The sequence below is a fragment of the Mycobacterium sp. IDUB_9 genome (genome assembly GCF_055419505.1).
Genome location: NZ_JBVAXU010000004.1, coordinates 412,846 through 432,046, shown reverse-complemented (window position 1 = coordinate 432,046; position 19,201 = coordinate 412,846). Strand labels below are relative to the sequence as shown.

Genomic DNA, 19,201 nt, shown 5'->3' with positions numbered 1-19,201 from the left:
CCTCCTCGTGCCGAGGGGGCCCACTGTCCGTCTACCGGCCCTTCGTCCAGCCGCCGGCGTCGCCGACAATCCCGACGGGGACGGCGCCCGTGAGACTGACGTTCTGCACACTCGGTCCGGCGGCGACGATCGTCGTGTCCTGCAGGATCGGAAGAACCGTCGACATGTTCCACAGCCGGGGCTCGACAGCTTGGATCACCTCGGCAATATTCTGCGAACCATCTAGTGCCGCATCGATTTTCGGCTGAATAGTGTGATCACAGATCCCGGTGATATTGCTGGGCGCCTGCACCAGCTCGCCTGAATCCGGAGCCGGTATGGGCTGCGTGGTTGTCGGCGTGGTGGCCGGCGTGGGGGGCGCGACAGTAGTGGTGGACTTCGGCGTCGGCGACGGCGCGATACCGGGAACAGCGGTCGAAACGGAGGTCGCCTCCAACGCCCGGCAGCCGTAGCGCGAAGCCAGGCTGGTGGCCAGGTCTCCCCCGGCCTGATGCCACCCGACGACAGCGTCGATGCGGTTGTTCGTCAACGCATCGCCGTAGAGCGCAACCGGATCCAGGGCCAGCACCGAGGCGTCGATACCGACGTTGCGCAGCTGATCGGCCGCGGTGTTGGCTACGGCCACCGAAGTCGGATCGTTGGATGCCACGCCGAGCACCAAGGACAACGCGGCGCCGTCTTTGGTGATGCGCTGTCTGCCGTTGTCAGGCGAAGGCGGTGCACCCGGTGCAGGCGGCTCGGCCGCCGGCTCGATCTGATAGCCGGCTCCGCGCAATAGGTCCAGCGCGGCCTCCCGTGACATCGCCGGCGGTGCGGTAGGGACGTAGCCGGGATCCGATGGAGAGCGCACCTGGGCCTGCGCCAGCGTCACGGTGTTGTCATCGCCCGCTCCCACCGAGGCCAGCAGGTCGACATCGATCAAGCCCAGGATCGCCTTGCGCACCTGAGCTTCCGCCAGGTTCGGCTGCCCGCCACGCAGGGTCATCTGCATCACCCGCGGGGTCACGATCCTGGCAGTGCGAACATCCGGAATGGCACTCAACTGCGCGAAAGTGGCTGCGCCACCGTGCACCTGGGCCACCTGGGTGTCGCCGTTGCGGATCGAGTCGGCGAGCGCCGCCGGGGCCCCACCCCGGCGGAACAACACCAGGTCGGGCTTGGCCGGCACACTCCAGTACCGGTCATTGCGCGCCAACAGGATCTCATCGCGTTGTGGGTCAATGCTTTCCACCCGGAATTGGCCACCGGTTACCGGCATTGCCCGAGCCAGGCCGGCGCCGAAGCCACCGGGGACATCTTTGATGATGTGGGCCGGGAGGATGTCATTGAACAGTTCCCGCCACGCCGGATAGGGCTGGGAGAAGGTGACCACCGCCTGCTTGCCGCCCTCCACCGATTGCACACCGGTGATCAGGTCATAACCGGCCGGGTCGACGACGCCTGGCTGGCTGACCATCTGGCGCCACAGGTACCAGTAGTCGTCGGCGGCGATGGGCGCATTGTCGGTCCATTGCGCTTCCGGACGGATCTTGTAGGTGACGGTGAACGGGTTCTGGTTGGTGACCTCGGCCGATTCGAGCAGAGTCGTATCGAGCTCCCAGTGCGAACCCGTCGGGGACTTCGGGTCGGGGACGGGCCGGAACGAACTCGGCAGCACCATCGAGGCGACGGCCGCGTTCACCGGGGACTGGTCCGACAGCAGGTGCGGGTTGAACCCCGGACCGATCGAATCGATCGCCATGATGATCTGCGTCGCCTTCAAGGGAGGTGGCGGCGTCGTCTCAGTCGTCTCGGTGCTCTGCGGGGCCGGCGGCGGGCTGACCGTGCAGCCGCTGAACAGGAGCGCCGGCACCGAAATGAGCGCCCCGATCGTCAGGCGGGCGCGGCGGAGGGGTGTCGGCACGCCACTCAGCGTATCGACCGGCTCAAGGCGCTCCCGTCGCGCACCGGCACTGTTCGGCAAAGCGCCCGGCAGCTACCGAAATTGACCAAATGGATACAAGTGATCCAAACCGCAAGTACCACCGAGGCCATCCATTTATGGGACATCAGCAGGCCATATCCGACACCCCGATGCGCGAAACTTTGAGAATTGACGGACACGTAGCAGTTTTACATCCATCTCAGGCGATTCTCAGATAGCGTCTGCTCGTCGGCCGGAGTGACCGACGTCACATCTCACCAAGGAGACCCCGTTGCTACTTGCACTACGGCCTTATATAACGGCGGGCATCGCGATAGCAGGCGCCGGCGTCATCGCCGTCACCCCGATAGCCGCGCCCCCGCCGCACGCCGCGGAGCACTCGATCGAGTTCTCGTCGGTTCAACTCACGTCAGCGGCAGTTCCCGAGGCCCTGCAGACCCTCGACACGCAATCCACCCTCGAAGCGTGGCAGAACTTGATCATCTACACGGGGGCATACCTGTCCGACGCCCTTGTGCCGACCGTGACCAACCCCACGCCGATTTTGAATCAACTACGCGCCAATCAGTTCGCCTACCTGAACTACCTCGCGATCGGCGTCACCTACGGAGCAGCCAACACCCTGCAGATCTTGGCGAACATACCCGGGACCATCGGTACAGCAGCCACGCAGCTGAGGGCGGGCGACCCTGAGGCGGCGATCCTGACGCTGTGGAGTTTCGTGGAGAATTCCGTGCAGCTGGTTGTCACCCCGTTCATGGCTTCCCTGCAGATCCCCGGCGCGATCGCACAGAACATCGCCAATGTCGCCGCCGCCGTCCCGATAATGGCCCTTGGGCTGGGCCTCGACGCGTTCGAAACCGTGAGCAGCACTGTCCGCACCGCTGCAGCCTCCGTCCAGAACATCGTCGACGCAGCAGGCTCAGGCGATCCGACCGCAGTGGCGAACGCGATCTTCGCCGCACCGGCCAACATCGCCACCGCCCTTCTCGTCGGTGACCTCGCGGCAGGAGGCGATACCCCCGGCTTGATCAACGGGGTGTTCAAGAACCTGGTGCTTGCCCGCCAGACGATTGCCGAAGCTCTCGGTGCGCCACCGCTGGAGGCTCCGGAGGACACTTTGGACGTGGCCAAGGCGCCTGCGGTGAACCGCAACGCAAGCATCACGGGCAATACCTCGACAGACACCGAGGCGGTTCAGGAGGTGGCGCCTGCGGCCGACGATACGTCTGACGCGTCGACGCTGCAGGCTGACGAATCTGCCTCTGCACCAAAGGAAAAGCCGGGCGCCGTAACGGTTGACACCAAGACAGCACCGACAGCCAAGGCCATTCGGGCCAACGGGCGTACCGCGGCCAGCGACAGCGTGCGTGAGTCTGCCAAGAACGTCGGCGCCGGAATCAAGAGCGCCACCGACGGGATCAAGAAAGCCGCCCAGGGCCTGAGCGGAAAGAAAGGCAAGAAGCCGAGCTCCGATTCAGGGAGCGCCGCGAACTGAACGACTGAACCGCACAAGGCGCCCTCAACCGGGTTGAGGGCGCCTTCTGCGGTTCTCGAGCGCAACAGCATTGAGATTGCGTCCCGGCGACCCGGCCGCCGCGAGCGCGAATCCTCTGCGAATTTTTTCGCGAAATCCTGCCGCCACCCGACACCAATAACGGCCCGATTACGACACCCTGACCCCCAGATCGCATCCGGTTGCTGCCCAGCATTACTAGTTGGCATCGCGGAGAGTTCTGGCAAAACGCCGCAAATGCGGCGCAAGTGTGATCGCGCCGCGCTACCGAGCGGTGATGGCCGCGCCGTCGCCCGCCAGGGACGAAACATGAATTTTCGCAGGGCATTCGACGGTCCAGCAGCCCTCGCCACGTCGGGCAGCGCGTCGGGCATCAAAGATATTTGAATACGCAGATTCCCATCAGCTACATCGACAACACCGATATCCACGGCATTCTATTGCACAAGGCAACACAAAGTTCGGTTGCCAGCAAACTTCACCAATTCCGAGGTAGTTGCGTATGCAACTACTGAAATTTACCTGAGAAATTCTTACTCAGCGGTTTTCTGCAATGACGTAAATTCTGGCCCACGGGACGAAAACCAACAGAGGAGGGCTCCATGCACGTCGGTGTGAAGCAATCGATGACAGCAGCAACAGCGCTACTCGCGGCCGGCGCAATCACCATCAGCCCGGTCACCGCGCAGGCCCCCGAAGCGCTGCGAGCCGCTCATGCTGCGGACATCAGCCTCTTGGCGAGCCCGGATCCGATTGCTGCGTTCGAGGGCTTCGCCGAGTCCGGGGTGCGTCTCGTCCAAGGTGTCGCTGGGCTACCGTTGGCCGCCATCGCCGCTGCCCTCGCCGTCGCCGATGGCGATCCCCAGGCCTTCTACAACGCGATCCGCCAGGTCATCGACGCCCCGCTATGGGTCATCGACCCCGCCCTGGGCATCAACCAGACGAGCCTCACCGGCAAGGGGCTGGCGGCACTGTTTCCCGACCACGCCAACGATATTCAAGCCTTCCGCAACGACGTGCTGTGGGCGGCAACCAACCAGCTCCGATCAGCGATCGCCGACCTCCTCGGCGTCGCCGACACGAGCACACCCCTCGACGTTCTCACCCCACTCGCCGGTTTCGCCGCAGGCATCGCCGACTCCGGATTCCGACTGGCCCAGGGCCTTGCGCTGGCCCCGCTGGGACCAATCAACGCCATCATGGAAATCGCCGGCGGCGTAGCGCCCAACGTTGCCGTCTACAACATGCTCGACAGTTACATCAGCGCTCCACTGTGGGTGGCCGACTCCTTCATGGGCACCGGCCCGACCCAGCAGGCCATCCCGATCGGCTTGAAGGCGTTGTTGCCCAACCGAGCCGACGGTATTCAGGACTTCCGGAACGACGTGTTGTGGAAGGCGACGAACTCCGTCCGCGAAGTCGTCCGCGAAGCGCTTGGCGTGGACCCGAGTGAGAACCCGAACAATCCGCAGAACACATTGGTCACCAGCAATGTGAACGAACCTCCCGCTCCGAAGACGTTGGTCACCCTCGACGTCAAAACGGCACCGCCGGCGCCGGAGACGGTCACGAAGGAGACTGTGGAGGTCAAGAAGCAGCCCACGGTCGAGAAGACGACACCCCTGGTGAAGACACGGAGTCAGCTTCGCGAGAGCCTCAACTTCAGCACGCACCAGACCGGAGCCACGGTGTCCGGGGACTCGGACACATCGACACCGACCAAGCCCGACACCACCGATCTCCGAACGAGCGTCAATCAGCTCAAGGAGAAGTTCGGCTTAAAGGGTGGCAACGCCAGCCCGACGCCGGGCAAAGCCACTACGAACGACGGCGCCGCCAAAAAGTCCGACTCCAAGACCGACGCGGCCTGAGAACTGTTGCGCCAGTAGCGATATCGCGGGGGATGTCGCTACTGGCGCGCCACGGCTCCTAGTCGCCGGGTAACCCAGAAACCTATCCGCGCGCCTTGGCCCGCGCCTTCGCGCGAGCCCGCAGCGACGCCGTCAGCTCCACCTTGCGCACCCGGACGACCTCAGGGGTCACCTCGACGCATTCGTCCTCGGCGCAGAACTCCATGGCCTGCTCGAGGCCCAGATCCAGCGGGCGCGCAAGCGTTTCCATGACGTCGGCGGTCGACGACCGCATGTTCGTCAACTTCTTCTCGCGGGTGACGTTGACATCGAGATCCTCGGCGCGCGGGTTGATCCCGACGACCTGACCCTCGTAAGTGTCCTCGCCCGGCTCGACGAAGAACTGTCCGCGGTCGGCCAGTTGGATCATCGCGAACGGGGTGATCGAACCGGACCGGTCGCTCACCAGCGAACCGGTGTGGCGGGCCCGGATCTCGCCGGCCCACGGTCGGTAACCGTCGAACACGGCGTTGGCGATGCCGGTGCCGCGCGTCAGGGTCAGGAAGTCGGTCCGGAATCCGATCAGTCCGCGGCTGGGCACGATGAAGTCCATCCGCACCCACCCGGCGGCATGGTTGGTCATCTCTTCCATGCGGCCCTTGCGGGCGGCCATCAACTGGGTGATGGCGCCGACGAACTCCTCCGGGCAGTCGATGGTCATCGCCTCGAACGGCTCGTGCAGCTTGCCGTCGATGTTCCGGGTGACCACCTGCGGCTTACCGACGGTCAGTTCGAATCCTTCGCGGCGCATCTGCTCGACCAGCACGGCCAGCGCCAGCTCGCCTCGGCCCTGCACCTCCCAGGCGTCGGGACGACCGATATCGACGACCTTGATCGACACATTGCCGACCAGCTCTGCATCGAGGCGGTTCTTCACCATCCGGGCGGTCAGCTTGTGGCCGGAGACCTTGCCGGCCAGCGGCGAGGTGTTCGTCCCGACGGTGACCGAGATCGCCGGCTCGTCGACGGTGATGCGTGGCAGCGCGTGGGCGTGATCGGTATCGGCCAGGGTGTCGCCGATCATGATCTCCGGCATGCCTGCGACGGCCACAATGTCGCCGGCGACGGCCTCGTCGGTGGGCGTGCGTTCGACGCCCTCGGTGACCAGCAACTCGGTGATCTTGGCGTTGGTGATGACGGGATGGCCATCGACCTCCCGCATCCAGGCGACCTGCTGACCCTTGCGGATCCGGCCCTTGTAGATGCGGATCAGCGCGAGACGGCCCAGGAAGGCCGAGGCGTCGAGGTTGGTCACGAGCGCCTGCAGCGGAGCCTCCGGATCGCCCTGTGGCGGCGGAATGTGCTCGAGCAGGACATCGAAGAGCGGGTCGAGATTCTCGCCATCGGGGTTCTCGCCATTGGCGGGCTGCGTCGTCGAAGCGATGCCGGCGCGTCCCGACGCGTACAGCGTGGGAAGGTCCAGCGCCTTCTCCGCGGCGGCCTGGGCCTCGTCGTCAAGATCGGAGGCGACGTCGAGCAGCAGGTCGTGGCTTTCCTCGACCACCTCGGCGATGCGCGCGTCGGGCCGGTCGGTCTTGTTGACCACCAGGAGCACGGGCAGGTGTGCGGCCAGCGCCTTGCGCAGCACGAACCGGGTCTGAGGAAGCGGCCCCTCCGACGCGTCGACCAGCAGAACCACGCCGTCGACCATGGACAGGCCGCGCTCCACCTCGCCACCGAAATCGGCGTGACCAGGCGTATCGATGACGTTGATCACCGTCATGGTGCCGTCGGCATGGTGCCGGTGCACCGCGGTGTTCTTGGCCAGGATGGTGATGCCCTTTTCCTTCTCCAGGTCACCGGAGTCCATCAGGCGTTCGACCGCGTCGTCGCCGCGGTGCGTCAAGGCACCCGACTGCCGCAGCATCGCGTCGACTAGGGTCGTCTTGCCGTGGTCGACGTGGGCGACGATGGCGACATTGCGAAAGTTCGGGCGTGAATCCACACCGTCATTCTCGCAGGTTGGCCGGTCGATCACGAAAACGAGAGAGCCCCGTCACGTTGAAGTCCGCAAAAATCGCCGGCCTGAAGCCCAAGAAAAAGTGCTGCAAGAGCAAGCCGCGCTGCAAACGCTGCCCACTGGTTCTGCACAAGGTGCGCAAGGCTGAGCACAACGGATTGCGCGGTAAAGAACTGGACAAGGTCTTCAAACGCGCCAGGAAGTCCTAGGTTTCGCGAGTACCGTTTCAGGTATCCGTCACGTTGCGATAGGCGGGCTTGGAGGTGCCGGTGATGACGGTTTATGAAGCGCTCACGGTCGCTTTGATCATGGTGCTCGCGCTCGGGACCACGGTCGCGATCTATGTGGGCATGGCCAACTGGATCGGCGCCTGCTACATGGTCCGATGCAGCGAATGCCACCACCTCACTTTTGCGTCGGCGAACCGCCCGCAGACTTCCTGCGCGCACTGCCGCCACCCGATGCTGATGCACCCGCTGTACGCGACGCAGCACCCGGGCCACGCCGTGCGGGTCGTCAACGACCCGCTTCGGTACTAGCCGCCGCTCGCCGCACCGTAGTGCGGCATCGCATGGTTCCGGAGCTGACGCCCGGTGATCTTCTCGGACCGTATCCGCACGAAGTGATCGCGCCGCCCCTGCGCCCACGGCTGGACGAACGTCCCGGCGACCTGCACCTGTTCGTCCACGTCGGTGATGTGCTCGGCATGCCCGACGATGGTCACGCTCCAGCCGGTGCGTAGATCGGCGTCGAGCTCGTCGGCTTCGAATGCCACCACCTGATGATCGGTCGCGGCGATCAGCTTGGGCCCGCCGGCCACCCGGATCACCACATCGTCATGCCACACACGGAAGTTGACGGGCTGCACGGCCGGCAATGCGTCCTCGGTGAACACCAACCTGCCGACGCGTACACCCTCCAGCAGATCCAGGCACTGTCTGCGGGTGAGAACGCCGAGTTCAGATCCCTTCATGACGATCAACCTCCGTCTACCGCAAGTGCGGTCACATGCTCGATCGAACAATCGTGCGCCTTGAGTCCCAGGCCGGGGCAGGGTCAAAGGTCCCTACTTCTGGCGCCCGCGGGCGGGAGACTCACCAACCCCGACGCTGCGGCCGTGATCCGACCAACTCACTGCGCTCGGCGACATCGCGGCTGCGGTACACGACGTAGGGCCGGAACAGGTAACCGATCGGGGCACTGAACACGTGCACCAGCCGGGTGAACGGCCACAGGCAGAACAGCACCAGCGCGATCATCACGTGGATGTGGAAGTACACGGGCGCCTGGGCCATCAGGTCCCCGCGGGGCTGGAAGATCCAGATCGAACGGAACCACGGCGAAACGGTTTCGCGGTAGTCGTGCTCGGCGCCCTCCGGTGTCGACCCCATCAGGGTGCAGGCTGATCCCGCGACGATCGCCGCGACCAACACCACATACATCGCCTTGTCGTTGATCGTGGTGGCCATGAACACCGGGCCGGTGGTCCGCCTCCGGTAGATGAGCAACACGATGCCAACCAACGTCGCGATACCGGCGAGGCCGCCCAGGACCACGGCCTGAAGGTGGTAGGCGTGTTCGCTTATCACCAGGTTCATCCACGATTCGGGAATCACCAGTCCGACGACGTGCCCGATGAACACCACCAGCATGCCGAAGTGGAACATCGGGCTGGCGATCCGCAGCATCCGGGACTCATAGAGCTGCGATGAACGCGTCGTCCAGCCGAACTTGTCGTAGCGGTAACGCCACCAGGTGCCGACGGCGACAGTCGCAAGAGTCACGTACGGCACTACGTCCCAGAAGATCTCCCAGTTCATCTCAGCGGTCTCCTTACGCCCTCCGCGGCGGCACGGTCAGTTGAAAAGGTTGCAGTCCAACGGATTCAGCTGGCGGTCCGGCCATCATGAGTTGTGCCACATCGTCGACCGAGACCAGGGACGGAAGAGTCGCGGCGACGGCAGCCACAACCGGCGAGTACGGCGAGCCCCGATCGGCCAGTGCGCGCGCAACCACACCGATCGGTACCCGGTACTTGGCGAGCAGCCGCCGGCCTGCATCGGGGTCGACCGTGGCGGCGAACTCCAGCACCACCGGAAGATGATCGGGCGCCTCACCTTTCGGTATCTCAACCCCCGCGGCACGGTAGGTCTGGGTGAATTCGACCATGTCCGCGCCGCGGTTTCGGGTGTCCCCCGACGTCCAGTAGGTCAGCAGCATGGTGCACCGCTTCTGCAGGTCGAAGGTCTCGACGTACTCTTGCTGTAGCTCCATGGCCGGTCGAAGGCTCAGCCCGACAACGGTTTCGCCGAGCAGCGCCCTGGGCTCACCGGTGACGTGATCCAGCAGGCGGGCTGCGGCCTGCAGCCTGTCGGCATGGCCGTCGTCCGGGTAGGCGAGCATCAGAGACGCCGCCTGCCATACCAGGCGGTCGTGCATCGTGTTGTCGCGAGTCCGGTTGCGACGCTTAATCACTGATCACCTCCCGGGAACATGCCCGACGGTGTTCCCCTGCCGTCCCAGTTGAGCAGGTTGACCCGCGACGGCCGTTCGGCATTGGCGGCCATGCCGCCGCTGGTCTGCCGGTGTTGCAGTGCGTGGAAAGTCTCCACCGCCACCGGGACCGGACCACCGCTGGCCTCACCGAACGGACCCGACTCGTACATCCCCGGCCCGCCCTCGAACGACAGCGAGCACCCGGGCTCCTCCGCGCCGGGTATCGCCTCCGAGCTGTAGGCGGTCGGAATGACGTAACGATCCTCGTATTTCGCCAACGCCAGCAGCCGGTACATCTCGTACATGTGCTCCTCGGTCATCCCGACCGCGGCCGGGATGTGCGGTTGGGTCTGACGACCGAGATTGATGTCGCGCATGTAGGACCGCATGGCCGCCAGCCGGCGCAGCACCCCTTCGACGACGGCGGTGTCGCCCGCCGTGAACAGCCCGGCCAGATACTCGATCGGGATGCGCAACGCTTCCAGCGCCCCGAAGAGATTGCCGACATCCTCGCCGTCGTGCCCATCCCGGCTGACGGCGTCGACCACGGGCGACAGTGGCGGGATGTACCACACCATCGGCACCGTCCGGAACTCCGGATGCAACGGCAGCGCAACACCATAGGTGTGGATGAGCTTGTAGACCGGTGAACGCTGTGCGGCCTCGATCCACTCGTCGGAGATGCCCTCGGCCCGGGCTCCGGCGATCACCTCGGGGTCGGTCGGGTCGAGCAGGATCTGCCGCTGCGCCTCGTAGAGATCCTTGTCGTCGGGCACCGACGCCGCTTCGAGGACCCGGTCGACGTCGTAGAGCACCAGCCCGAGGTAGCGCAACCGGCCCACGCAGGTTTCCGAGCACACCGTGGGCAACCCCACCTCGATGCGCGGGTAGCACATCGTGCACTTCTCGGCCTTGCCGGTCTTGTGGTTGAAATACACCTTCTTGTAAGGACATCCGGACACGCACATCCGCCAACCACGGCACCTGTCCTGGTCGACCAGCACGATGCCGTCCTCGGACCGCTTGTACATCGCACCCGACGGGCAGGACGCCACACACGCCGGGTTCAGGCAGTGCTCGCAGATCCGGGGCAGATAGAACATGAAGGTCTGCTCGAGTTCGAGCTTGATCTGCTCACTGACCTGCTTGAGGACCGGGTCGCCCGGGACGATCTCCGGCGAGCCGGCCAGATCGTCGTCCCAGTTCGCCGACCAGGACACCTTCATCGGCTTTCCGGTGATCAGGCTGCGCGGCGGAGCGGTGGGAAAGTGTTCACCCAGCGGTGCCGACGTCAGGTTCTCGTAGTCATACGTCCACGGCTCGTAGTAGTCGTCGATCGACGGCAACTTCGGGTTCGCGAAGATCCTGGCCAGCTTGGCCAGGCGGCCTCCGTCGCGTAGCCGCAGCCGGCCACGGCGGTCCAGCTTCCACCCCCCGCGCCACTTCTCCTGATCCTGATATGTGCGTGGATAGCCTTGCCCCGGACGGGTTTCGACGTTGTTGAACCAGACGTACTCGGTGCCGGCCCGGTTGGTCCAGGCTTGCTTGCAGGTCACCGAACAGGTCTGACACCCGATGCACTTGTCGAGGTTCATCACCATCGCCATCTGGGCCATGACCTTCACTGGTACTTCACCTCCTGTGACCGGCGGCGAACCACCGTCACTTCATCCCGCTGATTTCCGGTGGGGCCGAGATAGTTCCAGGCAAACGAGTGCTGCGCATACCCGCCGGCCAGATGACTGGGCTTGACCAACAACCGGGTCAACGAATTGTGAATGCCGCCGCGGTTTCCGGTGGTTTCGCTCAGTGGTACGTCGATGGTCCGCTCCTGAGCGTGATAGACGTACACCACCCCTTCGGGCATGCGGTGGCTGACGACGGCGCGGCACACCAGCACCCCGTTGCGGTTCACCGCCTCGATCCAATCGTTGTCTTTCACTTCGATCTTCGCCGCATCGAGCGGGCTCATCCACATGGTGGGGCCACCGCGGGACAGCGAGAGCATGAACAGGTTGTCCTGGTACTCCGAGTGGATCGACCACTTGGAATGCGGGGTCAGGTAGCGCACCGTCAGGCCGATGCCGTCACGGCCCAGCTGCGACTCGCCGAACAATCTCGCCATGTCCAGAGGTGGCCGGTAGATCGGCAGCTGCTCGCCGAGTTCCTCCAACCAGTCGTGATCGACATAGAAGTGCATTCGCCCGGTGAGCGTGTGGAAGGGTTTGAGTTCCTCGATGTTCACCGTGAACGGCGCGTAGCGACGGCCGCCGGTCTCACTGCCGGACCATTCCGGGCTGGTGATCACCGGAACCGGTCTGGCCTGGGTGTCGGCGTAGGTGATCCGGCGCTCCTCGCTTCCCTCGGCCAGGTGCACCAGCCTGCGCCCAGTGCGCTTCTCCAACTCCTTGAAGCCCTCCACGGCAAGCCGGCCGTTCGAGGTGCCCGACAGCGCGAGGATGACGTCGACCATCCGTTCCGCCGTGGTGATCGCGGGCCGGCCCTGTGCCGCACCGGAATCCATCACACCGAACTTCGCGGCGAGCTCGGACACCTCCTGCTCGGGGTGGGTGGTGACGCCCTTGGTGGTCAGGCCCAGGCTCTCGACCAGCGGGCCGAGTGCGGACCACTTCTCGGCGATCGCCGTGTAGTCACGCTCCACGACCGCCAGTGGACCCATGGTCTTACCCGGCACCGGCGTCTCGCCGGTCGTCCGCCAATCATGCTCGGTGCCACCGGGACAGGCCATCGCACCGGGGGTGTCGTGCTGCAACGTTCCCATCACCACATCGGTGCGGGTACCCAGGTGGCGGACTGCCAGAGCACTGAATGCCCGCGCGATCGCGCCGAAAGCCTCGTAGTCCGACCGGGTTTCCCAAGGGGGATCCACAGCGGGGCTGAACGCGTGCACGTACGGATGCATATCCGTGCTGGAAAGGTCGGCCTTCTCGTACCAGGTCGCCGCGGGAAGCACCACATCCGAGAGCAGTGTCGTCGACGTCATGCGGAAGTCGATGGACATCAGCAGGTCGAGCTTGCCCTCCGGGATCTCCTCGGTCCAGGCGACGTCGTTGGGCCGCAAGTCCTCACCAGTGGGTTCGGCTTGCACGTTCGAGGTAGTGCCCAGCAGGTGCCGCAGGAAGTACTCGTTGCCCTTGCTGGAAGAGCCCAGCAGGTTGGCCCGCCAGACATTGAGCACGCGGGGCCAGTTGGCCGGATTGTCCGGATCGGTGACCGCGAGTTTCAGCCCGCCACTTGCCAATTGCTCGGCCACGTAATCGGGGACTTCCTGTCCGGCGGCTTTGGCCTCGTCCACCACATCCAGGCTCGACCGGTCGAACTGCGGGAAGAAGGGCGTCCACCCCATCGCCACTGCCGAGGTCAGCACGTCCATCGTGTGCTTGTCGCGGAACCGACCCCGCCCGACAGGACTGGACAGGGCGTCGGCCCGGTAGCCGTCGTAACGCCACTGGTCGGTGTGGGCGTACCAGTAGGACGTGCCCGCCATCTGCCGCGGCGGACGCGACCAGTCGGTGCCCATCGCCATCGCGGCCCAACCGGTCACCGGGCGGCATTTCTCCTGCCCCACGTAGTGTGCCCAGCCGCCGCCGTTGCGGCCCATCGAACCGGTGAGCAGTAGCAGCGCCAGCACCGCCCGGTAGGTGGCGTCGCCGTGGAACCACTGGCAGATACCGGCACCCATGATGATCATCGACCGGCCGCCGGATTCCTCGGCATTGCGGGCGAATTCGCGTGCCACCCGGATGACCTGCCCCGCGGATACCCCGGTGATCTGCTCCTGCCACGCCGGGGTGTAGGGCCGGGTGGCGTCGTCGTAACCGGTGGGCCAGTCGCCGGGGAGACCGGGACGGTGCACGCCGTACTGGGCCAGCATCAGGTCGAACACCGTGCAAACCAGGTGCTCGCCGACCCGTCGCACGGGCACGCCCCGCTTCAGGGTGGCGCCGGTTCCGTCGACCGTGTCGAAACGCGGCAGCGTGATCTCGGCGGTCTCGAAGATGTCCCCCAACACCGTCATTGCCGGCGTCAGGTTTTCGAGGTCGAGGTTCCACTTGCCGATGCCGTCCTTGCCGAAGCGAAATCCGAGCGAGCCCTGCGGCACCGCGACGCTGTTGCTGACCCCGTCGAGCAGCACCGGCTTGAACGCCGCATTCTCCTGCTCGGCTATAACCCCGCCGAGATCAGCTGCGGTGAGGTTCTTCCCGGGGACCAGCACACCGTCGCGCTCTTCGAGCTTTACCAGAAACGGCAGATCGGTGAACTGGCGCACGTAGTCCACGAAGAACGGAACACGGTTCTGCACAAAGCATTCGTCGAGGATGACGTGACCCATCGCCATCGCCATCGCACCGTCGGTGCCCGCCGCGCACGGCATCCACTCATCGGCGAACTTGGTGTTGTCGGCGTAATCCGGGCTCACCGTGACCACTTTCGTACCCCGGTAACGGACCTCGGCCATCCAGTGCGCGTCGGGTGTGCGCGTCACCGGGACGTTGGATCCCCACATCATCAAATACGATGCGTCCCACCAGTCCCCGGACTCCGGTACATCGGTCTGATCGCCGAACACCTGCGGGGAGGCCACCGGCAGATCGGCATACCAGTCGTAGAACGACGTCATCACCCCACCGATGAGCTCCACGAACCGGGACCCCGCCGCGAACGACACCATCGACATCGCCGGGATGGGCGAGAACCCGGCAACCCGGTCCGGCCCGTAGGTCTTGATCGTGTGCACATGGGCGGCGGCGATCATCTCGGTGGCCTCGGACCAGGTCACCCGGACCAGACCACCTTTGCCGCGGGCCTGGTGATATCGCTTGCGGCGCACGGGATCACCCTGGATGTCGGCCCACGCCAACACGGGATCCTTCAGACGGCCCTTGGCTTCCCGGTACATGTCGACCAGCACGCCTCGGGCGTACGGGTACCGCACCCGCGTCGGCGAATAGGTGTACCAGGAGAACGCCGCGCCGCGCGGGCAACCGCGGGGCTCGTACTCAGGGCGATCGGGCCCGACCGAGGGGTAGTCGGTCTCCTGAGTTTCCCAGGTGATGATCCCGTCCTTGACATAGATCTTCCAGGAACACGATCCGGTGCAGTTCACCCCGTGCGTAGAGCGGACCACCTTGTCGTGGCTCCACCGGTCGCGGTAGAACACGTCGCCCTGACGGCCCCCCTTGCGGGTGACTGTCCGCAGGTCGCCGGAGAACTCACCGGGAGTGAAGAAGCGGCCACTGCGCTCGAGCAGTTCTTCGATCGATCCGCCGACGTGAGGCTTGCTCATCAATTGGCCTCCTTGGCCGGCTCAGGTTCGTGGGCATGCAATCGGAGTGCGGTGTAGCCCAACGCAACCAGTGCCGTTGCCACGAGCAGCAGCAGACCAGCCGTGTAGTCGTGGTCGACCGAATCGTATGTCGCACCCATCACCAACGGCGGGAAGTATCCACCCAAACCACCTGCGGCAGCTACGATTCCGGTGACCGAGCCAACCTCCTTGGCCGGTGACCGGCGAGCCACCCAGGCGAAGACGCCACCGGTGCCGATGCCCAGGAAGATCGCCAAACCGATGAATGTCGCCGCCGACCACACGTCAGGGGGCGGTTGGAACACCGCGACGAAGGCGAGTACCGCGGTCCCGGCGAAGGAGGTGAGCACCACGAATTTGGGGGGTATCCGGTCCGAGAGCGCACCGCCGATCGGCCGGGCCAGCACCGCGGCCAACGCAAATCCCGCGGTACGGGAGCCCGCTTCGACGGAGGAGAACTCGTAGACGTTCTTGATGTAGGTCGGCAGGTAGTTGCTGAACGCCACGAATCCACCGAAGACCACCGCGTACAGGAACGACATCTCCCATGTCACGGGAAGTTTCAGCGCCGACTTGAGTTTCGGCAGCACCGGGTCGGTATTCGGCTGAAAGGCCGGCGAATTGCGCATCGCCACAAGGCACAACACCGCGGTCAGCGCCAGGGCCACCGCGATGATGAGGTGGGTTGGGAACAATCCGAACCACCGCACAAATCTCGGCGTGAAGAACGCCGACAGCGCCGTACCCACCATTCCCATGCCGAACACGCCGGTCGCATAGCCGCGCCGCGACGGCGCGTACCAGTTGTTGGCGAACGGAATTCCGACGGCGAATATGGTTCCGGCAACACCCAGGAAAAACCCGCACACCAACAACATCGGGTAAGACCTGGCCTCGCCCGCCGCACCGACTGCCAGTACCGGCACGATCGAGGCCAGCGTCACCGCGAGGAACATGGTGCGGCCGCCGTACCGATCGGTCATCGCTCCGACCGCTACGCGGCCGAGCGATCCCACCAGTATCGGCGTGGCGACGAGCATCGACGCTTGCGTGGCGCTGAGCCTCATGTCGCCGGCGTAGGTGGTGGACAGCGGCCCGATCATGTTCCAGGCCCAGAAATTGATGGCCGAGACCCAGGTGGCCAGCAACAGATTCATGCTCTGCCCTTGGCCCAGGTACGGCGTGCTTGCCGTGGTCACCCGTCTAGCGAAACATTCACCTACGACGCGCGCGTTGGTTTCACTGAAACGTTATCTACAACATCGGTGTTGTTCAATCGCGTTTCGGGCCGAGCACGGCCGCCAGATCCGCCAGCCAGGCCCGGTCGGCGGGTACCCATGGCAGAGCGTCGAGTTCGTCGGTGGTGACCCAGCGCAGCGCGCGGTGATCGTGCGGTTGCGGGCTGCCGGCGGTCAGCGTTGCCCGGTAGGCGCGCAGCGTCATACCGGACTGCAATGCCACGTCCGCACCCAGACGCGCACCGACACTCACCTCGACGCCCAGCTCCTCCCGGAGCTCGCGCGCCAAGGCGTCGGCGTCACTCTCGCCGGAGGCCACCTTGCCTCCGGGCAGTTCCCACAGGCCGGCAAGCTCCGGCGGCCGTTGCCGTTGGGCGACCAACAGTCCGGATTCCGAGAACAGGGCACCGGCTACGACGATCTGTTCTTCCATCGCGCCTGACGGTATACCGTCGGGCATATGGCCGTGTTATCGAACGATCAGGTCGACGCCGCACTGCCCGATCTGCCGGGCTGGGAACGCGCGGCGGGCGCCCTGCGCAGATCCACCAAATTCCCGACGTTCCTCGACGGTATCGACGCGGTACGCCGCGTGGCTGAATTCGCCGAGGAGAAAGACCACCATCCGGACATCGACATCCGCTGGCGCACCGTCACTTTCGCCTTGGTGACGCATTCCGCCGGCGGGATCACCGAAAAGGACGTTCAGATGGCCAAGGAGATCAATCGGATTCTGTCCGACCAGCCTGGCTGAGCGCGATCCAGGCCAGCGTCGCCAGCGTCGCGACGATGTAGACCAGCCCGGCCCAGGCCAGGTACCAGGGCCGGCCGATTTCCCAGATCGTCGGCTGCGCGAAGCTGAGCAGCCACGGCACACCGACCAGTGTCAGCGCCAGCCAGCCCCAGCCCAGGATCTGCGCTCCGACCCGGTCGGCCAGCGGTCCGTGCAGCAACCAGATCATCAGCGGTATCAGCCAGACCCAGTGGTGCGTCCACGAAATCGGTGAAAGCAGCAACCCGAACAGGCTCACGATCACGATCGCACCCAGCCTGTCGGTGCTGCCACCGATGGCCCGCCAGGCCAGCACCGCAAGGACTGCGGTGACGGCGATGCCGAGCAGCACGGCCGGACCGTATCCCGCGTCGTGGCCGAGGATCCGGGAGATTCCGCCGCGCCAGGATTGGTTGAAGGACGTTCCGATGGGACCGATCCGACTCGCGTCACCGAGCAGTTCGGTGAAGTACCGGCGCGCCTGGTCCCCGATCACCAACGCCGACACCGCCACCGTGCCGAAGAACACCACGGCCGAGAAGGCCGCGGTGCCCCAGCGCCGTGCGCCGAGGAAGTAGAGCCCCGACACAGCGGGCGTGAGCTTCACCCCGGCCGCCACGCCGACCAGCAAGCCCGACAGCCACCAGCGGTTGCTGTAGACGGCATACAGCACCGCCAACACCAGGACGACGTTGACCTGCCCGTAGTCGAAGGTGCTGCGCAGCGGCTCGGTCCAGATGCCGACGGCCGTCCACAACATCGCGACACGCCGGGGCGCCGGGCCGCCCAGCAACAGCTGACTGACCCGCACCACGCCGTACAGCGCGGCGATGATGCCGAGTTGCCAGCAGAACGCGACCAGCCCGAAGGGCAGCAGATGCAGTGGGTAGAACACCACCGCGGCGAACGGCGGATAGGTGAAAGGCAGTGGGAAATCCGGTGTCTGGTCGGCGTAGACGTAGTCATAGAGCGCGCCGGGGCCGTCCAGGGTGGCGGCGCCGCCGACGTAGACGTGCAGGTCGACGAAGTTGGCGCCGTTGGGAACGAGATACGTCCACGCCAGGCGCGCCGCAATGCTGAGGACCAGCAACGCGGGCGCAAGACGGTAGAGCCGCGCGGTTGCTGAGACGTGGGTGGCCGGTTCGGTGTTAACGGACACGACTTTAGCGACCCGCCCGATCTGTCCCCTCGGCGGTTTGTCACGCCGGCGTGGTGCCCGCTCAGCGCGAGGCTCCCGGGCCCGGCGCGTCACGGCCAAGGCACTGCGAGATAACGAATTCAGCCGGTGCAGTAACGGTTGAATAACCGCCACACGTGTCACTTGAGTCCCATCAGTAACGCCGTAGGTTCGCCTTCAGACGTCAAGCAACCGATTGGGAGAACCATGATCTTCACCTGGAAAGCAGTTTCCACCAGCATGATCGCGGCCGCCGGCGCAGTCCCGGTCGCGTTGGCCCTCAGCGCCGCAGCGAACGCCGAACCGGTGGCCCCGGCCCCGGTCCCCGCGCCGAACCTGCCGATCGTCAATCAACTCGCCGGCGTGCCGGCCGCCGCGCCGCAACTGCTGCAGGGTGTGAGCTCCGCGTTGAGCGGCACTCCTGCCGCCGCACCGGCGCCGGCACCGGGAGCCACCGCCTCGGTGACGCTGCCGCAGGCACCCACGGCCGTCTCGCCGGCAGCAGCCAATGCCCCCCTGGGATCTCTGATGCCGGGCTTGCCCACCGCACCGGCTGCCGCACCGGCGGTTCCGGCCGCGACCGCACCTGTCTCGGGCCCGGCCTCGCTGATCCCGTCGGCCGAGCTGACCATCCCACAGGTGCCCGGGATGCCCTTCCCGCTGCCCCAGAAGGTGAACATCCCGGGTGATCTGGCCTCGCTGGCTCCGGTTGCGGCACAGACTGCCCTGCCCGCCGCCGCGGCCCCATTGACCCCGGCAGCGGCGGCAGCTCCGGCTGTTGCGGCTCCGGCAGCTGCCGCTCCCGCTGCCCTCAACCCCGAGGTCGCGGCGCTGGCTCCGCTGTTCACCGCTGGCCTGCCCTGATACCCGAACCGGTCT

General features: G+C 65.4%; 15 protein-coding genes. 5 read left to right on the top strand and 10 right to left on the bottom strand.

Features of this window, described 5'->3' with window-relative positions:
* Positions 1–31: 31 nt before the first annotated feature.
* Positions 32–1,912 carry an ABC transporter family substrate-binding protein gene (locus ACZY08_RS20155; protein WP_463746576.1) on the bottom strand — a complete coding sequence of 627 codons (1,881 nt, stop codon included), beginning with the start codon at positions 1,910–1,912 and terminating at the stop codon, positions 32–34.
* 283 nt (positions 1,913–2,195) lie between these two features.
* Here ACZY08_RS20155 and ACZY08_RS20150 point away from each other — a divergent pair, with 283 nt between their 5' ends.
* Together ACZY08_RS20150 and ACZY08_RS20145 are read left to right on the top strand one after the other, a co-directional pair.
* On the top strand, positions 2,196–3,422 hold the full coding sequence (locus ACZY08_RS20150; RefSeq protein ID WP_463746379.1) for a hypothetical protein: 1,227 nt from the start codon (positions 2,196–2,198) through the stop codon (positions 3,420–3,422).
* 644 nt (positions 3,423–4,066) lie between these two features.
* Entirely contained in the window at positions 4,067–5,311 is a 1,245-nt protein-coding gene (locus ACZY08_RS20145; RefSeq protein WP_463746378.1) for a hypothetical protein, read from the top strand.
* An 82-nt stretch (positions 5,312–5,393) separates the two neighbouring features.
* On the opposite strand, the gene typA is transcribed toward ACZY08_RS20145, so the two are convergent.
* Positions 5,394–7,295, bottom strand: coding sequence for a translational GTPase TypA (gene typA, locus ACZY08_RS20140; protein ID WP_463746377.1), 1,902 nt, complete (start codon positions 7,293–7,295; stop codon positions 5,394–5,396).
* Between the two features lie 287 nt (positions 7,296–7,582).
* On the opposite strand from typA, the gene ACZY08_RS20135 reads away from it, so the two are divergent.
* Complete coding sequence (locus ACZY08_RS20135) at positions 7,583–7,849, top strand: hypothetical protein (protein ID WP_463746376.1); 267 nt, start codon at positions 7,583–7,585, stop codon at positions 7,847–7,849.
* On the opposite strand, the gene ACZY08_RS20130 is transcribed toward ACZY08_RS20135, so the two are convergent.
* From ACZY08_RS20130 to ACZY08_RS20100, 7 genes are all read right to left on the bottom strand, one after another.
* On the bottom strand, positions 7,846–8,283 hold the full coding sequence (locus ACZY08_RS20130) for a pyridoxamine 5'-phosphate oxidase family protein (protein ID WP_463746375.1): 438 nt from the start codon (positions 8,281–8,283) through the stop codon (positions 7,846–7,848). The two genes, ACZY08_RS20135 and ACZY08_RS20130, sit on opposite strands and share 4 nt — an antisense overlap.
* Before the next feature lie 121 nt (positions 8,284–8,404).
* Positions 8,405–9,130, bottom strand: a complete 726-nt coding sequence (narI, locus tag ACZY08_RS20125) for a respiratory nitrate reductase subunit gamma (RefSeq protein ID WP_463746374.1) — start codon at positions 9,128–9,130, stop codon at positions 8,405–8,407.
* A 13-nt stretch (positions 9,131–9,143) separates the two neighbouring features.
* Positions 9,144–9,749, bottom strand: coding sequence for a nitrate reductase molybdenum cofactor assembly chaperone (gene narJ, locus ACZY08_RS20120; protein WP_463746575.1), 606 nt, complete (start codon positions 9,747–9,749; stop codon positions 9,144–9,146).
* Positions 9,750–9,781: 32 nt separating this feature from the next.
* On the bottom strand, positions 9,782–11,431 hold the full coding sequence (gene narH / locus ACZY08_RS20115; RefSeq protein WP_463746373.1) for a nitrate reductase subunit beta: 1,650 nt from the start codon (positions 11,429–11,431) through the stop codon (positions 9,782–9,784).
* Entirely contained in the window at positions 11,428–15,114 is a 3,687-nt protein-coding gene (locus tag ACZY08_RS20110) for a nitrate reductase subunit alpha (protein ID WP_463746372.1), read from the bottom strand. Before ACZY08_RS20110 ends, narH begins: the two co-directional genes overlap by 4 nt.
* The gene (locus tag ACZY08_RS20105) at positions 15,114–16,292 is read right to left on the bottom strand and encodes a nitrate/nitrite transporter (RefSeq protein WP_463746574.1); all 1,179 of its coding nucleotides are present in this window, start codon (positions 16,290–16,292) and stop codon (positions 15,114–15,116) included. Before ACZY08_RS20105 ends, ACZY08_RS20110 begins: the two co-directional genes overlap by 1 nt.
* A gap of 115 nt (positions 16,293–16,407) precedes the next feature.
* Positions 16,408–16,806, bottom strand: coding sequence for a (deoxy)nucleoside triphosphate pyrophosphohydrolase (locus ACZY08_RS20100; protein ID WP_463746371.1), 399 nt, complete (start codon positions 16,804–16,806; stop codon positions 16,408–16,410).
* 27 nt (positions 16,807–16,833) lie between these two features.
* On the opposite strand from ACZY08_RS20100, the gene ACZY08_RS20095 reads away from it, so the two are divergent.
* Positions 16,834–17,127 (top strand): 4a-hydroxytetrahydrobiopterin dehydratase, encoded by a 294-nt coding sequence (locus ACZY08_RS20095; protein WP_441957819.1) that lies wholly within the window; start codon positions 16,834–16,836, stop codon positions 17,125–17,127.
* Here the strand turns inward: ACZY08_RS20095 and ACZY08_RS20090 are convergent.
* A complete protein-coding gene (locus tag ACZY08_RS20090; protein ID WP_463746370.1) occupies positions 17,096–18,304 on the bottom strand; it encodes a mannosyltransferase in 1,209 nt (402 codons plus the stop codon). The genes ACZY08_RS20095 and ACZY08_RS20090 overlap by 32 nt on opposite strands.
* Positions 18,305–18,529: 225 nt before the next feature.
* Here ACZY08_RS20090 and ACZY08_RS20085 point away from each other — a divergent pair, with 225 nt between their 5' ends.
* A complete protein-coding gene (locus ACZY08_RS20085) occupies positions 18,530–19,186 on the top strand; it encodes a hypothetical protein (RefSeq protein ID WP_463746369.1) in 657 nt (218 codons plus the stop codon).
* Positions 19,187–19,201: the final 15 nt, after the last annotated feature.